The sequence below is a fragment of the Sporosarcina sp. FSL K6-3457 genome (assembly GCF_038007285.1).
Lineage (GTDB): Bacteria > Bacillota > Bacilli > Bacillales_A > Planococcaceae > Sporosarcina.
Genome location: NZ_JBBOWX010000001.1, coordinates 3,489,413 through 3,510,964, shown reverse-complemented (window position 1 = coordinate 3,510,964; position 21,552 = coordinate 3,489,413). Strand labels below are relative to the sequence as shown.

At 40.0% G+C, this 21,552-nt stretch carries 19 protein-coding genes; 13 read left to right on the top strand and 6 right to left on the bottom strand.

The genetic code is table 11. The features are described 5' to 3' along the window. Positions 1 to 29: 29 nt before the first annotated feature. On the bottom strand, positions 30 to 278 hold the full coding sequence (locus N1I80_RS17225; protein ID WP_340739068.1) for a hypothetical protein: 249 nt from the start codon (positions 276 to 278) through the stop codon (positions 30 to 32). Between the two features lie 210 nt (positions 279 to 488). Between N1I80_RS17225 and N1I80_RS17220 the strand changes: the two genes are divergently transcribed. After that, positions 489 to 974 carry a C40 family peptidase gene (locus N1I80_RS17220; RefSeq protein ID WP_340739067.1) on the top strand — a complete coding sequence of 162 codons (486 nt, stop codon included), beginning with the start codon at positions 489 to 491 and terminating at the stop codon, positions 972 to 974. 144 nt (positions 975 to 1,118) lie between these two features. On the opposite strand, the gene N1I80_RS17215 is transcribed toward N1I80_RS17220, so the two are convergent. Further along, the gene (locus tag N1I80_RS17215) at positions 1,119 to 2,021 is read right to left on the bottom strand and encodes an accessory Sec system S-layer assembly protein (RefSeq protein ID WP_340739066.1); all 903 of its coding nucleotides are present in this window, start codon (positions 2,019 to 2,021) and stop codon (positions 1,119 to 1,121) included. Next, positions 2,018 to 4,381 (bottom strand): accessory Sec system translocase SecA2, encoded by a 2,364-nt coding sequence (gene secA2 / locus N1I80_RS17210; RefSeq protein ID WP_340739065.1) that lies wholly within the window; start codon positions 4,379 to 4,381, stop codon positions 2,018 to 2,020. The genes N1I80_RS17215 and secA2 overlap by 4 nt, the downstream gene beginning before the upstream one ends. A gap of 475 nt (positions 4,382 to 4,856) precedes the next feature. Here secA2 and N1I80_RS17205 point away from each other — a divergent pair, with 475 nt between their 5' ends. Further along, positions 4,857 to 5,909 carry a glycosyltransferase family 4 protein gene (locus tag N1I80_RS17205; RefSeq protein ID WP_340739064.1) on the top strand — a complete coding sequence of 351 codons (1,053 nt, stop codon included), beginning with the start codon at positions 4,857 to 4,859 and terminating at the stop codon, positions 5,907 to 5,909. A 181-nt stretch (positions 5,910 to 6,090) separates the two neighbouring features. Here the strand turns inward: N1I80_RS17205 and N1I80_RS17200 are convergent, their stop codons facing one another. Next, on the bottom strand, positions 6,091 to 7,152 hold the full coding sequence (locus N1I80_RS17200; protein ID WP_340739063.1) for an LCP family protein: 1,062 nt from the start codon (positions 7,150 to 7,152) through the stop codon (positions 6,091 to 6,093). A 178-nt stretch (positions 7,153 to 7,330) separates the two neighbouring features. After that, positions 7,331 to 7,963, bottom strand: coding sequence for a YigZ family protein (locus N1I80_RS17195; RefSeq protein ID WP_340739062.1), 633 nt, complete (start codon positions 7,961 to 7,963; stop codon positions 7,331 to 7,333). 155 nt (positions 7,964 to 8,118) lie between these two features. Between N1I80_RS17195 and N1I80_RS17190 the strand changes: the two genes are divergently transcribed. From N1I80_RS17190 to N1I80_RS17180, 3 genes are all read left to right on the top strand, one after another. After that, positions 8,119 to 9,276, top strand: coding sequence for a sensor histidine kinase (locus N1I80_RS17190; RefSeq protein WP_340739061.1), 1,158 nt, complete (start codon positions 8,119 to 8,121; stop codon positions 9,274 to 9,276). 21 nt (positions 9,277 to 9,297) lie between these two features. Then, entirely contained in the window at positions 9,298 to 9,972 is a 675-nt protein-coding gene (locus N1I80_RS17185; RefSeq protein ID WP_340739060.1) for a response regulator transcription factor, read from the top strand. Between the two features lie 81 nt (positions 9,973 to 10,053). After that, positions 10,054 to 10,626 (top strand): nuclear transport factor 2 family protein, encoded by a 573-nt coding sequence (locus N1I80_RS17180; protein WP_340739059.1) that lies wholly within the window; start codon positions 10,054 to 10,056, stop codon positions 10,624 to 10,626. Between the two features lie 735 nt (positions 10,627 to 11,361). Here N1I80_RS17180 and N1I80_RS17175 read toward each other — a convergent pair. Continuing rightward, entirely contained in the window at positions 11,362 to 12,564 is a 1,203-nt protein-coding gene (locus N1I80_RS17175; protein WP_340739058.1) for a coenzyme F420-0:L-glutamate ligase, read from the bottom strand. Between the two features lie 154 nt (positions 12,565 to 12,718). Between N1I80_RS17175 and N1I80_RS17170 the strand changes: the two genes are divergently transcribed. From N1I80_RS17170 to N1I80_RS17135, 8 genes are all read left to right on the top strand, one after another. Next, the gene (locus N1I80_RS17170) at positions 12,719 to 13,609 is read left to right on the top strand and encodes a LysR family transcriptional regulator (protein WP_340739057.1); all 891 of its coding nucleotides are present in this window, start codon (positions 12,719 to 12,721) and stop codon (positions 13,607 to 13,609) included. Positions 13,610 to 13,705: 96 nt separating this feature from the next. Beyond that, on the top strand, positions 13,706 to 14,971 hold the full coding sequence (locus N1I80_RS17165; protein ID WP_340739056.1) for an ATP-binding protein: 1,266 nt from the start codon (positions 13,706 to 13,708) through the stop codon (positions 14,969 to 14,971). A gap of 11 nt (positions 14,972 to 14,982) precedes the next feature. Continuing rightward, positions 14,983 to 15,867, top strand: coding sequence for a response regulator (locus tag N1I80_RS17160; RefSeq protein WP_340740080.1), 885 nt, complete (start codon positions 14,983 to 14,985; stop codon positions 15,865 to 15,867). A 167-nt stretch (positions 15,868 to 16,034) separates the two neighbouring features. Beyond that, on the top strand, positions 16,035 to 17,312 hold the full coding sequence (locus tag N1I80_RS17155; protein WP_340739055.1) for a cation:dicarboxylate symporter family transporter: 1,278 nt from the start codon (positions 16,035 to 16,037) through the stop codon (positions 17,310 to 17,312). Positions 17,313 to 17,498: 186 nt separating this feature from the next. Further along, positions 17,499 to 18,254, top strand: a complete 756-nt coding sequence (locus N1I80_RS17150; protein ID WP_445683712.1) for an ABC transporter ATP-binding protein — start codon at positions 17,499 to 17,501, stop codon at positions 18,252 to 18,254. Then, positions 18,247 to 19,902 (top strand): hypothetical protein, encoded by a 1,656-nt coding sequence (locus N1I80_RS17145; protein ID WP_340739053.1) that lies wholly within the window; start codon positions 18,247 to 18,249, stop codon positions 19,900 to 19,902. Before N1I80_RS17150 ends, N1I80_RS17145 begins: the two co-directional genes overlap by 8 nt. A gap of 38 nt (positions 19,903 to 19,940) precedes the next feature. Beyond that, the gene (locus tag N1I80_RS17140) at positions 19,941 to 20,798 is read left to right on the top strand and encodes an HAD family hydrolase (RefSeq protein WP_340739052.1); all 858 of its coding nucleotides are present in this window, start codon (positions 19,941 to 19,943) and stop codon (positions 20,796 to 20,798) included. A 116-nt stretch (positions 20,799 to 20,914) separates the two neighbouring features. Continuing rightward, positions 20,915 to 21,550 carry a class I SAM-dependent methyltransferase gene (locus N1I80_RS17135; RefSeq protein WP_340739051.1) on the top strand — a complete coding sequence of 212 codons (636 nt, stop codon included), beginning with the start codon at positions 20,915 to 20,917 and terminating at the stop codon, positions 21,548 to 21,550. The last annotated feature ends 2 nt before the right edge of the window (positions 21,551 to 21,552 follow it).

Below are 21,552 nucleotides of genomic sequence, written 5' to 3'. Positions count from 1 at the left end.
TATATATAATAGAAGTGTAGTGGCAGCGCCTATAACTGTTTATGCTCCTCTTTTTCGTGTGAATCATGAATCCAGACAAGTGTCGTTGTGCACTGTTTACCTTCAATTCGTGTTCTTTGTTTGTCTCTTTGGATAGGTTCATAATCTCCGGCAGCTGGATCGAAATGGTCACTTTTGAAGTATCTGTTTAGTGGGTGTCGCCATTCACTAAATGCTTCAAAATGACCATTCGTTATCAATCCAGTCAGGCCGTATGTTTCATGAAAGACCTCTTTCACTTCACCCGCCTCCATTTTACTCTGTCCTTCTTCTTATATTCCCTTTTTCTATCACTATAAACCACTAGTAAGACAATTATATTTCATAATGTAGATTAATGACATGTTATGTAACGGATTTGTTACAGGAATGTAATGTAGAGAGTGTTTAAAACATGTTAAGGTTGTTTCAGATAGTTTTTCAGATAAAATAATCCATTGGGGGAACATATGAAGCTTATAGTTAAGACGCAAAAATCAATTGTAATTATTGCAATGACATTTCTGTTATTCGCCGTTTCTTTCACTGGACAGGCTGAAGCTTCATCAGTATCAGCCGACATTACGAAAACCGCTACAAGTTTAATAGGTGTTAAGTACAGCTATGGTGGTACAACTACAAGCGGCTTTGACTGCTCAGGCTATGTTAGTTACGTTTTCAAAGAACATGGCGTTAGTCTTGCACGTTCTTCATCCGGTATGTACGGATCAGGAGTAGCTGTTAACAAAGCAGATTTAGAAGTAGGCGACCTTGTATTTTTCAATACAACAGGTAAAGGTGTTTCACATGTAGGTATATACATAGGTGATGGTGAATTCGCACATGCTTCAACTTCAAAAGGTGTACGGGTAGATAAGTTAAATGACCCTTACTATTGGGGCGACCGTTACATAGGCGCTAAACGTGTCTTAAATTCAGTTGCTTCAGCTAACTAAAATAATAATATGCACAACACCGGGTGTCCTATAAGGGAGACTCGGTGTTTTAATCTTTATAAAGATAGTGAAGGAAATGATTAGACAAAAGGCTCCATACTAAGTCGGTGTTCGGACTTAGTATGGAGCCTTTTGTTTGTCTAATTAAGCATTTTGCTGTGGAACACGGACTGTCCAGCGGGACAAGTCTGGTTCTGCCTTTTGTATCAATTCCTGTGGATAGATAAATGTCCATGGTTTAGATGTGTTTGCTTTTACCGATAGCGGATTGAGTGCAAACGAGCCACTCGCAACAAGATCACCAGCTGCATCGATTAGTTCAAGGGGAAGCTTTTCGATATTAATTTGCTTTGAGTGACCATTTCGGATGAAAACAGAAGCTGCTATGCCGCCATCTTCTTGCTGTTTTACTTGGAACCCACTAATATTTACTTCACGGGGTTTCAATTTAGGGAGACCTTCGACTACTTTCGTAAGTCCTTCTTTTTGCTCGTCTGTCAAACCATCTTCCCATACTTGGTCCAATTCAAGTTTATGTGGCACCATCGATTGGACATTGAATGCTAATTTCCAGTTTTCTGTCGGTGGTTGTTCTGCAAAGATATTTTCTTTTGTAAAGACGAATACCCATGGTCTTGCACTACGGGCCGGAATATTACCAAGTTCTTCTAAGTTGAATTCATCTGATGCAAGTGTTTTCCCTTCAGCATCAAGTAGCATGAGTTCGACTGATCCAACCGAAATTTCCTGATCCAGTGAAGAACGGAAAAATGCTTTAACGAGCCAGCTACCATTGGCTGGTTCAACGTCAATGTCGATCCCTGATAGGGAAATCTGGTTTGGCTTAAGTGGTTCAAGTTCATTGGAAAGGAAGCGGAAGACATAATCCTGCTCCTGTGGCACATCCCATTCCGGGTGAAGGGAGAGTGTTGTTTCCACCTCATCCGTATTCGTTGTTTTATCTACGCCTTCAATGATTTCATCAGAACCGACTGTACTATCTGAGCCTTTTTTTTCAGCTTGTTTAAAAAAAGAGAAAAGTTTCATTGTTGTACCTCCTGTTGTTCTGTAAGCATTTTTGTAAAGCCGATCACTTCGGAAGCGATATTGCGACGTAATTTTTGGTAATGACGACCGAATAACTCGAGTCCTTCACGCTGGTAAATACGCATCGGGTCTTCCTGTCCATAAGAACGTAATCCAATACCTTCTTTAAGGCGCGTCATGACTTCCAAGTGCTTCACCCACATCGTGTCAATATGGGCTAGCATGACTTGTGGAATCATCTGGGTGACCTGTGCGTTCTCTTCGAATGAATCAATATAGGCCAGTAAATTATTTAGCGGCTCTTCATAAAATTTCAGAATGTCCGATGTTTTTTCAAGTGTGCGTGGAATAGCGATTGGCTCCAGCAGTAGACTATTCATCGTTCTTTCAATCCGCTCGAAATCCCAGTTATCAGAAGTGTCCTCCTCAGGACAACTATCGTAAACGACAAATTCTACTGTTTCAGTAAGCATCGTTTTTAACTGTTCCAGAACGCCTTCGCCGCCAATTACTTTATCGCGCAACGAATAGACAACTTCCCGTTGATCATTAATAACATCGTCAAGTTTTAAGTTGTATTCTCGCATCGAATAGTGAGCACCTTCAACAATCCGTTGTGTGCGTTCCGTTAGTTCATCAACTTCTGGATTTTGGACAAGTCCATTTTCGTCAGTTATTACCTTTTTGAGAAACTTTTCAATTTCTTCTTTGGCAAAACGTTTAAACATATCATCCTCTAGAGATAAGAAGAAACGGCTTTCACCATGGTCGCCTTGACGTCCTGAACGACCTCGGAGCTGGTTATCGATGCGACGATTTTCGTGCTTTTCTGTACCGAGTACGAATAGCCCGCCATTTTCTTCGACACCTTCACCAAGTACGATATCTGTTCCGCGCCCTGCCATATTTGTTGCAACGGTAATGTGTCCAAGTTGTCCAGCCTGAGAAATAAGTTCCACTTCTTGCTCAACACTTTTGGCATTGAGTAAGTTGAAGTTAAGCTTATGTTTTTTCAGGTATTCGACAACTTTTTCTGATTGTAAAATAGATGTTGTACCAACAAGGACAGGTTGTCCCTTTTTGTGGCGTGCAGCGACTTCTAGTGCCATAGCCTTATACTTTTGGTCAATTGTTTCATAGACTTGGTCAGGTGAATCAATACGTGCGCGTGGGCGGTTTGTTGGAATTTGAATAACAGTCATCCCGTACACTTCATTGAATTCTTTTTCTTGCGTTTTCGCAGTACCAGTCATCCCACAAAGCTGTGGGTACATGCGGAAATAGTTTTGAATCGTAATTTGCGCCTGTGCTTTGTTTTCATCAGTGATAGGCAGACCTTCTTTTGCTTCAATCGCCTGATGAAGGCCGTCAGAAAGTGTACGACCGTCCATGATGCGCCCTGTGAACATATCTACGAGTTCAATCTTTTCTTCTCGTACAATATAGTCAACATCGCGTTCAAAAATGACATAAGCACGAACGGCTTGAATCATATAATGATAGAGCGTTTGGTGTTCTAACTCATATAAATTGTCGATGCCAAATGCTTTTTCAACTTTTTCAATACCCGTATCGGTTAGTGAAGTGGCTTTCGTTTCATCATCGAAATCGAAATCGACCCCTTGTTTAAAGCGTTTTGCAAGACGTGCAGCAATATAATGAAGATCCGCATCCGCTTGCATTTTACCCGCTACAATTAACGGTGTCTTTGCTTCGTCAACGAGTATACTATCTACTTCATCAATGATGGCAAAATGGTAGGGACGCTGAACTTGTTGTGCGACTTGCTGTGCCATATTATCACGCAAATAATCAAAACCAAATTCGGTTCCGACTCCGTACGTAATATCCGCATTATAGGCAGCTTGTTTGGCAGGTCCTTGCATCATCGGTACGTTCAATCCAACCGTTAGACCAAGAAAACGATGAATTTGTCCAATCTGTTCGTAGTCACGCTTAGCAAGGTAGTCGTTCACAGTAATGACGTGGACACCTTTTCCTTCGAGTGCGCGCACATAGGAAGGGAGGGAGGCAACAAGTGTTTTACCCTCACCAGTTGGCATTTCAGCGATGTTACCTTCTGTTAGGACGAGCCCACCGATTAGCTGTACATCAAAATGACGCATGTTGAGTATTCTTTTTGAAGCTTCACGAACAACAGCGAAAGCATCTGGAGTGATGGATTGAACTGTTTCGCCCGATTGGATTCTTTCTTTAAATATGTCTGTCATATTTGTAAGTTGTTCGTCCGACATCACTTCGTATGTGGATTCTAATTTATTTATTTGTTGAACAATCTTTCGGTATTTCCGAAGTTGTTTTTCGCTCGTTTGATTTGAACGTTTGAATATTGATAGCATGAATGAACGCTCCTTTTTTCTATCCTTTAAAGGACCCCTTCCTATTTTATCAAAAAGAATGGTAAATGACTACCTTAAGCTGATATTTACATATATAAGGCAAAGGGAAACAATGCCCAATTGAACTAAATGGACAGGATAGGGTGAGGAGGAAGAGGGAAAGATAAGACCAATGGGGAAGTGCAACAAGGAAGTTAATTGATTAGTAGTATGCTTTTTATATTCAAACATGCTATAATACTGTTGATTTGATAAATTAACGATTTGTCTTCATCCAGCAGAAGACATTCCACCTCTATATGTGGCGGGATGAATGCGGTTTGATTTCCTGTGCAGGATGTGTTCAATCCCTGCTGTATGAAGACAAAGCCTCCGGCGGATGTCATGGATTTTTTTAGGTGAGGTTTTCGAGCCTGCACGAAAAAAATCCGGACGTAATTACGCCGGGGCGTAATTAATTATAGGGAGGAAGGACATGTTATTCCTTGCAATGGCTGCTGCTTTTGTAGCCTCCATATTATTGACTCCACTCGTCATAAAATTCGCAATCCGAATTGGTGCGGTGGATCATCCGAATTACCGGAAAGTACATGCATCCGTTATGCCGCGTATAGGTGGTCTTGCGATATTTGGTGCATTTCTGATTGGCTACTTCATATTAAGACCAGTAGATGATGATGGACATTCTACTGCCATTCTCATCGGTGCCCTCATCATTATTGTGACGGGATTCTTGGATGATATGTTTGAAATTACTGCGAAAATAAAACTTGCCGGCCAACTGACAGCAGCTTTTGTTGTTGTAATCTGGGGCGGTTTACAAATCGAAGTTATCAATGTACCTTTTACTGAACTACAGGTCAATTTTGGTTATTTAAGTATTCCTATCACAATCATTTGGATTATTGGTATTACAAATGCCATTAACTTAATCGATGGCTTGGATGGACTGGCTGCCGGTGTATCGACAATTGCACTGATTACCATTACAGTCATGGCCATGATCATGGGGAACGTGTTTGTTGCTGCAACGGCAGCAATTCTTGCAGCAAGCTCATTCGGATTTTTGTTTTATAACTTCCATCCGGCCAAAATTTTCATGGGGGATACAGGATCATTATTCTTGGGCTTCATGATATCGGTGTTAGCTTTGCTAGGATTTAAAAACGTTGCGGTTGTATCACTCATTATCCCAATTATTATGTTAGGTGTTCCAATTTCTGATACTTTTTTCGCGATTGTTCGCCGTATACGTACAAAACAACCAATTATGGCGCCAGATAAATCGCATTTACATCACTGTTTACTACGTGTAGGTTTTTCTCATAGGCAAACAGTGTTAGTGATTTATGGAATCGCTATTTTATTCGGTGTTGCGGCAATCCTCTTTTCACAAGCAACGGTATGGGGGGCCATTTTACTCATCGTTGTGATGCTCATTACAATTGAGTTATTTGTTGAAGTCATTGGTCTTGCAGGTACGAACTACCGCCCATTGTTGAATCTGGTTCGCATGATAGGAAAATAAATAATAATCCGACCTCTACCTAGCTCATTCAGGTAGTATGGTCGGATTTTTTTTATTTATGAGTAGGGAAAGTAACAAAAAAATACCAGGCACATGGCCTGGTATTTTTGATTGTTTAGGGAATAGAGATTTCGCGTCTAGGCTCCAGCGCCTAGGGCGACAGGCGCTTGCGCTTTTGTTTTTATTCATTATAAAAATCCTCGGAAGCTTCATCAGCTGCTGAGCCGGTTAAGTTTGTACGACCATCCGTTAGGTTAGATGAATTAGGAATGAGCTCTAGATGTGCTTGTAATAGCTGTTTTACTTCAGCCAAATCAGTTTCATCGAGTTTCCAATAATAAGTACCTGTCGACATATCGTCATAGCCTTTCAAGCTAATGGTGTCGACTTGTGGCAAGCCCCCTTTGGCATACTCCAAGAACGATTTCATTTCATCAAACGTCATATCCGTCTTCATATTGTCACCGAGCGCTTCAATGACATCACCATACTTCGTAATCGACTTAACAGAGACGGCCTCTTTCATGATCGATTGCAAAATCATTTGCTGACGTTTACCACGTTCGACATCTGTATCGAGTTTACGTGTTCTGGCGAGTGCAAGTGCGTGACGACCATCTAAGTGCTGTAGCCCTTTTTTTAGATGGATGGTATTCTTATCATTCTCATCTTTTTCAATTCGATTGTATGGGACCTCGGCTTCAATTCCACCAAGTGCATCGACTACGTCAATAAAAGCATTAAAATTCATTTTTACGTAGTAATCTACCGGAACGTCGAATAACTCTTCAATGGTATCGATTGTTGCACTCGTTCCACCAAATGCATGGGCGTGTGTAATCTTATCCTTATAGCCTACTTTGGGGATATGTACATAAGAATCCCGCGGAATACTAACAAGTTTCACAGATTTATCTTCCTGATTTAATGTAGCGAAAAGTAATGCATCTGATCGACTGTTGCTATCACCTTGTTTGCGCTGATCACTATCATCAACACCGATGAATAGAATGGATACATTGTCCTGTTTGGGTTCTACCTTTGCTTCGCGAACCTCAGGTTTCACTCTTTCAGGAATAGGCTCATATGCATTTTCCACTACATTAGCTGCTTTTTTTTGTAATGAGGCGCCGTAAGCTACAACGACGATAAAAAGTGATAGCGTAAGCAAAATTGAAACTTTCATAGCTAGCCGCTTCTTACTAGTCGACTTTTTTTGTTTTTTATAGTCTTTTCTTTTCATTCAAACTTCCTCCGGAATCGGCTATGCGACAACTTCTTTTTTCCATAGCTGATCATATAAGTCACAGAAATTTGTCATTTGTTACAAACATGACAGAGTTACGAGATACCGAGTACTTGCAGCCGAAAAACTACAACCTTTCCTATTATACTATTTATTTTGCAAAACGTATACTATTTCAAGTGTCGAATTCGAGAAATTCGCTAGAAAGTGACAGAATATTAGCTTGACCATTTGTTAGTTCCGTCATCCATACTGTGAATGGATCTACCTCGGTGACTGGTACATACATAAAAAGATTGACACCATCTGCATAGGTAATTTCTTTTAGTGGATAGGGAGATTGTCTCACTTCGTTCTCGACTTTCCCAAGCCATGTATAATCGATGGTCACTTTCATTGCCTGGTGAAGTTTCCGTAAGACCGTGCCCGTAGAGGCAATTCCCTCCGTTGTTGCGCGGCCATATGCGCGAATTAGTCCACCGCCACCTAGCTTGATACCTCCAAAATAGCGTGTCACAACGACAACTGTATCTTTTAAGCCTTGTTTTTTTAGTACTTCCAGCATGGGAAACCCTGCCGTGCCAGACGGTTCACCGTCGTCATTCGCTTTTTGAATATTGTCATGCTCACCAATCAGATACGCCGAACAATTATGAGTTGCTGTGTGATGCATTTTTTTGATTTCTTGAATGAAATCGATTGCCTCCTGTTCTGTTTCTGCACGCTTCACATAAGTAAGAAATTTTGATTTTTGGATAATCAATTCATTTTCACCATAATTTTTCACTGTGTAATAATCTGCTCGCATTTGCGACACCTCCATCACTTGTAATACAATTATAATATCTAATGGCTCTTATGATGATATACTAAATGAAGTGTGTAAGGAATTCATCATACTTACAACACTTTTATAACACTATTTATATTATTGCATGATTTTCCAGGCGGGAGGAAAATAGAATGAAGGAAAATACAATCGACATCCAAACGCTTGAAACCATCTTCAATAGTATGGTCCGTGTCATGGATCAATCAAAGAACGATATCTTTATTATAAGTGAACAGAGTCGCAAAAGCTTTGAAGACATGCAAAATGAGCTAGCCGAGGTCAAGGCTGATATTTCCCGGGTAATAACAGAAGGTGATTATTTGGAAGGTATGACGCGCCATTCTCGTACACGGCTTGCTGATGTTTCAAAGAACTTTACGAATTATTCAGAGACACAGGTCAGAGAATCTTATGAGGTAGCGAATGATTTACTTGTTAGATTATCCATTAATCAGATGGAGGAGAAGCAGTTACGCATTCGCCGAGATGAATTAGATAGGCGCCTTAAGGCTCTTCTAGAGACGATTGAAAGGGCTAATCATCTTGTCAATCAAGTGACAACGGTCATTAACTATTTGAATATGGATTTAAAAGATGTTGGAGAAGCTTTGGAAACAGCCAGACATAAACAGGAATTTGGTATCCGTATCATTCAGGCGCAAGAAGAGGAGCGCAAAAGGATTTCACGTGATATTCATGATGGGCCTGCACAAATGTTAGCGAATGTGATGATTCGTTCTGGGTTGATTGAAAAGACATTTAATGAAAAAGGACCAGAACTAGCCTTGCTTGAACTGACAGATCTGAAAGAGATGGTGAGGGGGGCACTTTATGAGGTCCGTCGAATCATTTATGATCTTCGTCCAATGGCGCTTGACGATCTTGGTTTGATTCCGACGCTAAAAAAATATTTATCGACAGTAGAGGAATATGAGCAAGATATTGAAATTCATTTTCAAAATAATGGACAAGAACACCGTTTTAAATCAGATTATGAGGTGTCAATTTTCCGCTTGGTGCAGGAATCGGTATCAAATGCACTAAAACATGGAGAATCGAAGGATATTTGGGTGAAAATAGAATGGCTTCGCGATATAATGAATATTATCATCAAGGACAGCGGACGAGGGTTCGATCAAAATGAAGTGAGAGATAAATCGTTTGGTTTGATTGGAATGCGAGAACGGATAGAATTGCTGAAAGGTGATATGACAATTACCTCAACAATTGGGAATGGTACAACAATCTATTTCCGGATTCCACTGCGAAATGAACTAATTGTTGACTAGATGTAATGGGAGGAAATGAACATGACGAAAATTTTAATTGTAGATGATCACCAATTATTCCGTGAAGGGGTAAAGAGAATTCTTGATTTTGAAGATTCTTTTGAGGTTGTTGCCGAAGGAGATGACGGTAGCGAAGTAAAAGGACTCTATGCACAATTTGAACCTGATGTTGTTCTGATGGATATTAATATGCCACGTATGAACGGTGTCGAAGCAACGGAAGAACTGATTAAAGACTATCCAGATGCAAAGGTGATCATGCTGTCGATTCATGATGATGAATCCTACGTGTCACATGCATTGAAAACAGGAGCACTTGGCTATATGCTAAAAGAAATGGATGCGGATGCGATTGTTCAAGCGATTAAAGTTGTCGCAACAGGCGGTTCGTACCTACACCCAAAAGTGACACATAATCTCGTTAGCGAATTTCGTCGCTTGAGCGAACGCGAGCATAAGGGATCATTCCAACAAAATGATATCCGCCGACCTTTCCACCTGCTAACAAAACGCGAGTGTGAAGTGTTGCAGCTATTAACAGATGGACAAAGTAACCGGACAATCGGTGAAACGCTGTTCATCTCCGAGAAGACGGTCAAAAACCACGTTTCAAGTATTTTGCAAAAAATGGCTGTTAACGACCGTACACAAGCGGTTGTCACAGCAATTAAAAATGGTTGGGTGGAAGTAAAGTAATTCAAGTAATTTAAATTCAGTTGAGAGGGCCTTCCATTTGGAGGAGCCCTTTCATTCTGTATTTTTCTAAGGAGGAAGAAAATGAAGAAAATAGTTGCTTTTACAATGCTGTCAATGCTATTACTGTTGGGTGCGTGTAGTAATAAAGATGAGGGAACAGTTTCTAACACAGGCTCGGCCGATGATGGAGAAACAGTAGCAGGATTTGGGACAATCGATCATGGTGTAGATGATAAGCAAGTAGGTTTCAACATGATGGGTGGCTCAATTGAAGAAGCTGTGGGTATACCAACAGAAGAGAAAGACCAAGTTTTATCTGCATTCAATATGTATATCGATACATTAAATGAACAAGACATAGATGGACATTTGGCTATGCTTTCAAAAAATGCTTATGATATTGAGGAAGAACGTATTTTCATGGAAGAGCAGTTTAGCGAGTACGCTTTGAATTATGAAGTATCGAATGTCACAATTGTTAAGTATTCCGATGAGGAAGCCCAAGTATATGCAAATATGAAGATGTCGTATAAACAATTGTCCACCGGCCTAGAAACAAATCCAAGCGGTCGTCAAGTGACTGTGTTTATGAAGGAAGATGGCGAGTGGAAAGTATCATCCGTGCACCATATTCCTGATGGACCAAAAGAATGAATAGATTGATGACTCCTGGCTATAGTGGCTCGGAGTCTTTTTTTGCGCAAAATCACGCCTGTTGATTTACCAAAAAGTAACTTAATCAAACACTAGGTACTCTGTGTATAGTAGCTTTGGTTTCGCTTTAGATTGAACGACTTCTATACGATTACCGAGCTATGTTTTATGTATAGGGATGCGACTTTGCCGCATCCCTATACATTTTTCCGGTAATCGTATGGTGGTCGTTCATCCAGCGCTCTCCAAAAACACTTATACACAAAGCGCTACTGCTTTTAGGGAAGAAAGAATAGCTGGCTTTTTACGTGGATAAAAGCCGCCAAAGATACAATTTTGGCGACTGAAGTTTTTACCATGGCCCTTCTCACTGTTATTTTAGGAAGTATCACATTCTTATAAAACTTGCTAAAAGTAAAGTGGGAACATCTTATACAACGTGCAAGAGTGCCCGAAATTGCATCTTCGGGCACTTACCCCCTATAGAAAGTCATCTATTCTTTTCTTTTCAAGCAGCTGCATTTTTCACTTGAACGTTGTAGGTACGCGACAGGCAACTATTCGCAACAGGATGACCGAAAAAGATGTGTCTAGCAATGACAAAGTCATTGCTAGACACATCTGTAACTCCGGTAATAATGTAGCAAATATGTTGCCGAAAGCGGACCGGAAATAGTCCAATGAAAAAGGTGGTTTCCAAGCCTTTACTTACCTGTGATTTATGCAATTAAATGGTTAATCAACAGACGTGTTCGTAAAGTTATCAAAATACCCTTGGATAAAGACAATCGGCGTCCCTTTATCTCCGCTGCCTGATGTTAGGTCAGAGAGAGAGCCAATGAGGTCTGTTAGTTTACGTGGTGTTGTCCCTTGCGCTTCCATTGAACCAGTGAGGTCCTCATCTTTGTTATCGATGAATTCCGAGATCGCTTTGTTTAGCTCCTCACCGCGTAAGTTTGCAAAGTTGTTGTCTGCTAAATATTTTAATTTTACTTCGTTTGGCTTACCTGCAAGTCCAGGTGTGTAAGCAGGAGAAACGACTGGATCAGCGAGTTCCCAAATCTTGCCGACTGGATCTTTGAATGCGCCATCTCCGTAGACCATGACTTCCACTACTTTACCTGTTTTCTCAAGTAACATACGTTGAATATTGTCAACGACTGGTTGGCAGTCACGTGGGAACAGCTTAACGCCGTCATCCGTTGATTTGTTTGAACCAAGCAGACCGTATTCTTCGTTATAGCCGCTACCGTCTACTGATTCTGATAAAATATCATCCAGCGTGTACACTTTTTCAGCGCCGTTTTCTTCTAGGATACGCTTTGTACGGAAACGTGTGTGAATATCACATGTTAAAACGTTCTTCGTATATTGTAAAATTGTTTTTGGTTTTTGAGAGAAGATAATCTCACATTCAACACCGAATTCTGCAGCTAATGATTTGTAGTAGTCAATATAGTCGACGCCTGTGAATGTGTGCTTTTGGTAGCCAAAATGTTGGCGGAATTCTTGCTCTGTGAGTACATCCGTCCATGGGTTAATGCCTTTTTCGTCAAGAAGATCCAGGCTGATCAGGTGGTTACCGACTTCATCAGATGGATAGCTCAGCATGACGATAATTTTCTTAGCCCCTTTGGCGATACCACGAAGACAGTTTGCAAAACGATTTCGGCTTAAAATTGGGAAAATGACACCGATTGTGTCGTCTCCGAATTTAGCGTGAATATCTTTGGCAATATGATCGATGGTTGCATAGTTCCCTTGCGCGCGGGCAACGATAGATTCTGTAATGGAAACAATATCTTTATCATTAATTTGAAAGCCTTCAACCTCCGAGGCTTTTAATACACTTTCTACAACGATGTCTTCGATATTGTCCCCCTGATTGATAATAGGACAACGTAGGCCTCTCGCAACTGTTCCAACTACTCTTCCCAATAGAATCGCTCCTTAGCATTATAAAGTCTATTTACCGAAGCAAGACAAGCCACGGCGGATATTATCATTATCTAACTATCTACTTGTAATATACATCAGTCTAATGGTATAAGTAAAATTAATATATCGAATGATAGGTATAAGGGGTGCTTATGTGGTAAGTAAACTAGATTTATATAAAGTTTTTTGTCAAGTAGCCATGAGTAAAAGTTTTTCCAAGGCAGCAAAAGAGCTGTATATGACACAACCAGCGGTCAGCCAATCCGTTATGCAGCTAGAAAAAGAATTGGCTACACGCCTTTTTAATCGAACACCTAGGGGCGTGTCTTTAACAAATGAAGGTAGCCTGCTATTTGAATATGCTAATTCGGCCATTAACTTATTGCGTGTTGGAGAAGAAAAAATTTTAGAGTTTAAGAATTTAACGGCAGGCGAATTAAAAATTGGTGTAGGTGATACCATTTCAAGGTACTTTTTACTGCCTTTTTTAGAGTTTTTTCATAATGGTTACCCCAATATTAAGTTTAAAATTATTAATGGAACAACCGTGGAGCTCTGTACGACGTTAAAATCAGGTGGGGTAGATATTGCAATTTGTAACTTGCCCATTGATGACCATACATTGGAAGTAAGACCTTGTTTTGATGTCCAGGATACGTTTGTTTACGGAGAAAAGTTTAAAAAGATATTAGCAAAGCCATTAAGTCTGGATGAATTAGTGAAATTGCCTTTAATATTTCTTGAACCACAATCAAATTCAAGAAAATATGTAGAGGACTTTATGATAGCACGTGGTATACAGTTTTCACCAGAATTTGAATTAGGTTCACATGAACTATTATTAGAGTTTGCGAAAATCAATTTAGGCATTGCTTGCGTGACGAAAGAATTTTCCCAAGAGTATTTAACAAATGGGTTGTTATCTGAAGTCCAACTGCTCGAAGAGATCCCTAAAAGGAGTATTGGTGTATGCTTTTTGAAAAGTGTACCGCTATCACCAGCTTCTACACGGTTTGTAGAGATTTTGGAGAATAAGCGGTTTTGATCTTATCGTAAGACATCCGTCGGATTCTAGTTAAAAATACGAAGACGTATGAAAATGAAGAGGTAGCTAATCTATTACGACAAGCAGGAGACAACTATGCAGAAAAAAATATTTAAACAAAAATTAAATAGATTAGATGGAATTGCGTTGGTGTTGACGGCTGTACTGACGGCGGTTGCTGGTGAATTTAAAGTGATTCCTTTCAATGGTGAGGTGTTCCGTTTTGGATTGGGGAGTATCGCCTACTTTTTGTTGATTTTGATTAGAACGCCGAAGTCTTTTATACAAACGGGGTTTGTAACGGGGGTAACAGTCGTTTGCTTTCGTCTCTTCGGGGATATGATGCTCGATGAATTTCAGTTATCGATCAGTTTAAAAAATCACTTGCCATCTTTTATGTTTTATTTTCTATTCGCATGTGGGTTAAGTATCATTAATATAGAGAAGTATAAAACGTTCCCATTGCTTTTAGGTACTTGGGGTGTGATATTAGAGTTTGTCGGAAATGGTGCGGAGTTTCTACTGCGGGATTGGCTATTACACCGTGAGGGATTAGGTTTACGGGATTGGACATTGATTGGCGGAGTGGCGCTATTTCGCAGTTACTTTGTTGTAGGCTTGTACAGCTCCATTACCATTTCAGAGCAAAAGAAGCGCGTACAAGAAATGCTTGGTGTTGGTTCCGAATTGTATGCAGAAACACTGTATTTACAAAAGTCGATGAATCATATTGAACAAATTACAGCGTCGAGCCATGACTTATATCGGAAATTAAAAAAGCAAAACCTGCAGGAGTTAAGTGTACAAGCATTGGCGATTACACAGGAAATCCATGAAGTAAAAAAGGATTCACAACGTATTTTATCGGGACTTACGAAAATTACAACCGAAAAAAGAAATGACGTATTTTTACTTTCTGATTTACTTGGCTTCGTTGTGACAGCCAATAAAAAATACAGTGAGCTATTAAAAAAGAATATTACTTTTCATTTGTCAGTATCCATTGAATTTGAAACGGACCAACATATCCCACTGCTCGCGTTGTTGAATAATCTTATGGCCAACGCAGTTGAATCTATTAAGGATATGGGCGAGATTCATTTTGAACTATATGAGGACGCAGGATGTGTTTGTATACAGATTAAGGATACCGGCAAAGGCATTCCAATTGAGGATGTTCCGATCATTTTTGAGCCGGGCTATACAACAAAGTTTAATGACCAGGGTGCTGCTGCGACGGGAATCGGCCTGTCTCATGTGAAGGAAATTATTCAGACATTGGAAGGCGAGATTCAAATTGAAGTACCGGAACAAGGAACGATTTTTCACATTTCGATTCCGTTTCATATCATTCGAAAGTGAGTTGATTAACACTGCGTTATTTTATAGTGGATGATGACATGGCCAGTCGTAGAATGCTGGAGAAAGTTATTACAGAAGGAGAGCTCGGCATTGTCGTTGGTAAGGCTGAAAGTGGTGTGAAGGCTCTTTCTTCCATTCTTTCATTGCAGCCTGATATTGTGTTGATTGATTTACTCATGCCGGGGCTGGATGGTATTGAAACGATGGAACAATTGAAGGGGCAAGGTTTCCCTGGGCAATTCATCATGATTTCTCAAATTGTCAATAAAGAAATGGTAGAAGAAGCTTATGAACAAGGTGTGGAATTTTTTATTCATAAACCGATAAACCGTGTGGAAGTACAGAGCATTTTAAAAAAGACTGCGGAAAAATTTCGTTTACAAGCTTCGTTAATGGCAATTCGAGAGTCATTAGCCCATATAGGGACGACTACTCAAGCACCAAGACCACGAAGTGTGAAAGAAGTTGTTTTAGCGATTTTGAACGATATGGGGATTATTGGGGAAGTGGGCAGCGACGATATCGTTATGATCATTGAGATTCTAATGAGCCGAAGAGATAAGGGAGCACAGTTACCGCCGTTAAAAGAGTTATATGAAGCTGTTGCACGTAAAATAGGCAATGTAGATATTGCGAAAGAAAGCAAAGCGATTGAGCAACGAATTCGGAGAACGCTTCTTACGGCTGTTAATAATTTGGCATCGCTAGGGGTAGTGGATTATACGACTGCAGAGTTTGAGTATTATGCACCGCGTTATTTTGACTTTCAAGAAATACGGAGTCGAATGAAACAAATTGAAGAAAATCGCCATGAGCCCATAAAAGTGAAGATAAATAGCAAAAAATTTATTCAAGTATTGTATCTTGAAACAGAAGATAAATTCATGCAGTCATAAGTGGCTGACACGTTAATAATGGTTATGTAGATGATTGTCTCGTTTGAAATGCTGAATTATTTTTTGTCGGATTTCGTCGGATTCGATAAGTTATCCGTAATATATTCTATAAACCAATTTCGAACTTAGGAAAGCGGTTACATTGGGATATAAGAGGTGATTTTTTGATGAAGAAAAAGTTTAAATTTACTTTAGCATATCAAATACTCGCAGGACTATTTTTAGGAATTGCGATAGGGGCCATTTTTTACGGAAATCCTGCAGTGGAAACCTATTTACAGCCATTAGGTACGATTTTTATCAATATGATTAAAATGATTGTTGTTCCGATTATCGTTTCAACATTAATTGTTGGCGTTGCTGGAACTGGAGATATCAAGCAACTAGGTAAACTCGGCGGGAAAACACTGCTTTACTTTGAAATTGTTACGACAATCGCGATTATTGTGGGTTTGTTAGCAGCAAATATTTTCAAGCCAGGTGTGGGCATCGATATGTCCGAGCTTACGAAGGGTGATATTTCACAATACGTTCAAACGACTGAAGAAGTGCAGGATAGGGGCATTATGGATATCGTTGTTGGTATTGTACCAACAAATATTATTCAATCGATGGGCGAAGGCGATATGTTGGCAATCATCTTTTTCTCTGTTCTGTTTGGTTTAGGAATTGCAGCGATTGGTGATCGAGGAAAGCCAGTGTTGGCATTTTTCCAAGGAACTGCGGACGCCATGTTCTGGGTTACAAATTTGATTATGAAATTTGCACCGATTGGTGTATTTGCACTCATTGGTGTCACCGTCTCGAAATTTGGTTTGAAATCATTAATACCACTTGGGAAGTTGGCCATACTCGTTTATGCAACGATGGCATTCTTTATTATTGTTGTCTTAGGTGTTATTGCGAAAATGGCAGGTACGAGTGTTTTCCGTCTGATGAAAGTGTTGAAAGACGAATTAATCTTGGCTTACTCGACATCAAGTTCAGAAACGGTGTTGCCAAAAGTTATGCAAAAGATGGAGAAGTTCGGTTGTCCGAAAGATATCGTCTCCTTTGTCATTCCGACCGGGTACTCGTTTAACTTGGACGGATCGACTTTGTATCAGGCATTAGCCGCGATTTTCATTGCGCAAATGTATGGTATTGAATTGAGCCTTACACAGCAAATTACGTTAATGTTAGTTTTAATGGTGACGTCAAAAGGAATTGCGGGTGTCCCAGGCGTTTCGTTCGTCGTTCTACTTGCGACGTTGGGAACTGTCGGTATTCCACTTGAAGGCCTTGCGTTCGTGGCGGGAATTGACCGGATCCTAGATATGGCACGTACGGTTGTGAACGTTGTCGGTAACTCGCTGGCGACGGTCGTCATATCGAAGTGGGAAGGGCGCTTTGAATCTGAGAAAGAGGAGAAATACTTTACTTCTACTGAAGAAAGACTGGCATGATACAAGACAGGCAGTTTCGCAACCTTTTGAGGTGTGGAACTGCCTTTATTTATGTCGAATATGGTGCAATGGTGGTAATTTCCACTTTTTTGATGAATTACTGTTAGAATAATAACATAATTATAATCAAGAGGTGAGCACGTGGAGTCGACTACTGAAAAGATATTGTCCCTCAGAAATGTAACGATGGATTATGGCGGGAAACGGGTGTTAAATGGTGTCAATTTGGAAGTAGCTAAAGGGCAAATTATTGGCTATATTGGTCCTAATGGTGCGGGGAAGAGTACGACTGTTAAAATTATGCTGGGGCTTATTGATACGTATCAGGGGAAGGTAGAGATTTTTGGTCAAGATATTGCTTCGGGTGAACCTTCTTACAAACGAAAAATCGGTTATGTTCCGGAAAATGCAGAGGCTTATGATAATTTGACTGCGAGTGAGTATTTGATTTTTACAGCTGAGCTTTATGGAATGAGTCGGGAGCATGCGGAAGAAAAAGCGGCAAAGCTCATGCATGAATTTGACTTGGGCGACGTCATGAATACGAGGCTATCCTCATTTTCAAAAGGAATGAAGCAGAAAGTTTTAATCATTTCGAGCCTACTGCACGATCCTGTTTTATTATTTTTAGATGAACCGTTAAGTGGGTTAGATGCCAATAGTATGATGGTGATTCAGGAGATATTGGCACAGCTCGCAGCGCAAGGGAAAACGATTTTTTATTCGTCACATATTATGGATTTAGTCGAGAAGATTAGTAATCGTATTGTTTTACTTGTGAAGGGTGAGATTGTAGCGGATGGTAGCTTTGAGGAGTTACAGGAAATGAGTGATGAAGGAACACTTGCGGAGATATTCAATCAATTGACTGGATTTACGGATCATAAAAGTAGGGCAGAGAAGTTTGTGTCGATTGTGCGAGGGGAAAATGCGCATGCGTGACTTCCAATCATTGAAGTTTCTAGCTCTATTTAAACCTCTATTTAAGGGGCTCGGCATTGACTACGAGGCTATGGAAAAAATATTGCGTATCAAGCTGACGATGGACGAACGAAGGGTACCGACAATCTTTAATGATGCCAGAAAAAAGAAGGATGGCAATCAGTTTCTGAAATCACTGTGGATATACGGATTATATGGGCTGATGCTCATTCCGTTTATGCTGATAGGTGATCATTATATTTTTCAAATGAGCATTGTCTTTGGCATGATTATGTTCATACTCATGACGTCGATGATTGCCGATTTTTCGTCTGTACTGCTTGATGTGAGAGACAAAAGTATTTTACATACGAAACCGATTAGTGGGAAAACCATTAGTGCAGCTAAAATTGTGCATGTCATGATTTATATGTCTTTCATTACAGGTGCATTTGTTGCGATTCCGCTTGTTGTGGGCCTGTTTAAGCATGGGCTTGTTTTTACGGCCATTTTTCTAGTTGAATTGCTATTAACGATGCTTCTGGTCGTCGTGTTCACTTCATTATTGTATTTGTTTGTTTTACGCTTTTTCGATGGTGAACGATTAAAGGATATTATTAACTACGTACAAATTCTACTATCTATTGGTGTGGTCGTTGGTTATCAAATACTCATTCGGTCATTTAGTTTGGTAGATTTGGATTTTACGTATCTATTTAGCTGGTGGCATTTGTTCATACCGCCAATGTGGTATGGCGCGCCTTTTGAATTGTTGTTAGCGGGTGATAGGGCTGCTTACATACTCATTTTCGTAGTCCTTGCAATCTGTATGCCGATTCTTGCGATCTATTGTTACGCTCGGCTCATGCCTTCTTTTGAACGGAATTTAGAGAAGTTAATGAGTGATACGAGAATAAGAAAGGAGAAAAGAAATTGGCTGAATGAGCTATGGTCGAGGATTACGTGCCGAAACAACGAGGAGAGAGTGTTCTTTCGTTTTGCTACGCTTATGATGAAGCAAGAAAGAGAATTTAAGCTAAAGGTATATCCTGTACTTGGCATGTCACTGGTCTTTCCATTTATTTTCATCCTAAGTGAATTGCGTGATCGAACATGGGCGGATATTGCGACAGGGAAAATGTTTCTTTTCATTTACTTCGGCAATTTAATGATTCCTAGCATTATTTTTATGCTGAAGTTTTCAAGTAGTTATAAAGGAAGTTGGCTGTTCAAGGCGGCGCCTATTCAGCATCAATCTGCTGCTTATAGCGGGGCATTAAAAGCTTACTTAGTGAAGTTGTATATGCCTATTTTTCTAGTGCTGAGTATTGCGTTTACTTGGATTTTCACAGTGAGAATCCTGCCTGATTTGTTGGCAGTTTTATTGGCTGGGATTGCTCAAACACTGATAACATATAAAATGATTAATGATGAGGAGTATCCATTTTCCAAGTCATTTGAATTTGCTCAGGATGCCGGAACAGCAAAAATGATGTTACTAAGTGTGGTGACAGGTGTGTTTGTCATTGGCCATCTGATTGCTACTAGCTTTGACTTTGGTATTTACATCTACATTGTTGTACTTTTGTTTGCTGTATTGCTAGGTTGGCGAAGGGTTTTTCCGCGAAAGACAAGGGAATCTAAACGAATACGAAGGAATGAGGTATAATGAACAAAGCGTAATTGAATAGAAAGGGATTGAATGTTTTGAAATTAATTGCGATTGATCTAGATGGTACATTATTATCGGAAAACGGTACGATTAGTGAAGCAAACAAAGAAGCCATTTTAGAGGTGCAAAAACAAGGAGATATCGTTGCAATATCTTCTGGACGTGCCTTGCCTGATGTGGAAGAAATTCTTCGACCTACGGGGATTGTATGTCCGATTATGACCGGAAATGGTGCTGTTTCTTATTATAAAGGGCAAGAGATTCAGCGTTTTTCAATTCCGACCCAAGTGGTTGAGGAAGTTGTTGGGATTCTCGAAAAGAGTGAGGTTCACTATGAGCTGTACACTGCACAAGGTATTTTCAATCGACTAGGCGGTAAGGAATTACTGGGGAAAGAGATTGAACAGGCCGCAGAAGAGCTTACGGGCTGGGTGGGTGAAATGATGCACCATTATCTCGATCATACATATGATTTGAATGAAACATTGTCTACGACAGCTTACCAAACCCCTGATATTGCACACTTGAATGTCTATAAGCTATTAGTGCTATCATTAGATGATGGTAAGTTAAGTCAGCTGCGTGAAGAGTTTGCCGGAAGAGACGATCTCTATGTCACTTCATCAGGAAGTATGAATTTGGAATTGGGTCATCCTGATGCGGGTAAAGGTAGTGCTTTACAGTTTATGGCTAACTATTTAGATATTCCTTTAGAAAATACGGTTGCCATTGGGGATAATTATAATGATATAACAATGTTTGAAGTTGCTGGGATAAGTATTGCAATGGGCAATGCGGAACAGCAGTTGAAAGAGATGAGTACGCATATTACGAAGCATCATAATGAAGATGGTGTCGCTTATGCTTTACGGACGTATATTTTACAGAAGTGATGTTAACATATATAAAATCCCCTTTGAGTATCATTCAGAGGGGATTTTAGTTTGTGTCATTAGACCTGCTATGGTAATTCATGATTATAGTAAGGTAATAAAGGAGCAGGATATCTATGAATGACAAAGACTACGATCGCTTGTTGCGCATCAAAACGGTGGGCACACGAGAGTGGCAAAATCAGTCGTCCCATTATAATCGTTATGAGGCAACGCCTTATTTGGCATTAGATGAATTATTCGATGACTATGAACTGGAAAGAACAGATGGGGTCGTAGATTTTGGCTGTGGTAAAGGGCGGCTGGCGTTTTACCTGCATAACCGTTTCCAAGTATCAGTGACAGGGATTGAAATGAGCGTGCAGCTGTATCAAGAGGCGCTTGAAAATCAGGCAAGTTATAGGGAGAAGACGAGGGGGAGCAATGACACTGTTCGTTTTGAATGTTGTCTGGCGGAGGACTATAAAGTAGAGTCGACGGACAACCGATTTTACTTTTTTAATCCATTTTCCATTCAGATCTTTAGGAAGGTTATTGATACGATTTTACGTTCAGTTGAGAAACAAAAGCGGGCAGTGGATATTGTCCTCTATTATCCAACGGCTGATTATATCCAGTTTCTTGAAAACAGAACACCTTTTGAATTGTTAAAAGAAGTGAAAGTTCCTGGACTTTATGACCGAAATGATAATGAGCGCTTTTTAGTATTTCGGTTGGGGGAAGGTGAATATGAACAGGCACAGTCTACCTAAAC

Bases quoted from the DNA above. Each gene is read 5' to 3' on its own strand.
- N1I80_RS17155 (WP_340739055.1), top strand. From the start codon at position 16,035: ATGAAGAAAAAGTTTAAATTTACTTTAGCATATCAAATACTCGCAGGA.
- N1I80_RS17195 (WP_340739062.1), bottom strand. From the start codon at position 7,963: ATGCGAGCAGATTATTACACAGTGAAAAATTATGGTGAAAATGAATTG.
- N1I80_RS17135 (WP_340739051.1), top strand. From the start codon at position 20,915: ATGAATGACAAAGACTACGATCGCTTGTTGCGCATCAAAACGGTGGGC.
- secA2 (WP_340739065.1), bottom strand. From the start codon at position 4,381: ATGCTATCAATATTCAAACGTTCAAATCAAACGAGCGAAAAACAACTT.
- N1I80_RS17220 (WP_340739067.1), top strand. From the start codon at position 489: ATGAAGCTTATAGTTAAGACGCAAAAATCAATTGTAATTATTGCAATG.
- N1I80_RS17180 (WP_340739059.1), top strand. From the start codon at position 10,054: ATGAAGAAAATAGTTGCTTTTACAATGCTGTCAATGCTATTACTGTTG.
- N1I80_RS17150 (WP_445683712.1), top strand. From the start codon at position 17,499: ATGGATTATGGCGGGAAACGGGTGTTAAATGGTGTCAATTTGGAAGTA.
- N1I80_RS17185 (WP_340739060.1), top strand. From the start codon at position 9,298: ATGACGAAAATTTTAATTGTAGATGATCACCAATTATTCCGTGAAGGG.
- N1I80_RS17215 (WP_340739066.1), bottom strand. From the start codon at position 2,021: ATGAAACTTTTCTCTTTTTTTAAACAAGCTGAAAAAAAAGGCTCAGAT.
- N1I80_RS17205 (WP_340739064.1), top strand. From the start codon at position 4,857: ATGTTATTCCTTGCAATGGCTGCTGCTTTTGTAGCCTCCATATTATTG.
- N1I80_RS17200 (WP_340739063.1), bottom strand. From the start codon at position 7,152: ATGAAAAGAAAAGACTATAAAAAACAAAAAAAGTCGACTAGTAAGAAG.
- N1I80_RS17145 (WP_340739053.1), top strand. From the start codon at position 18,247: ATGCGTGACTTCCAATCATTGAAGTTTCTAGCTCTATTTAAACCTCTA.
- N1I80_RS17165 (WP_340739056.1), top strand. From the start codon at position 13,706: ATGCAGAAAAAAATATTTAAACAAAAATTAAATAGATTAGATGGAATT.
- N1I80_RS17190 (WP_340739061.1), top strand. From the start codon at position 8,119: ATGAAGGAAAATACAATCGACATCCAAACGCTTGAAACCATCTTCAAT.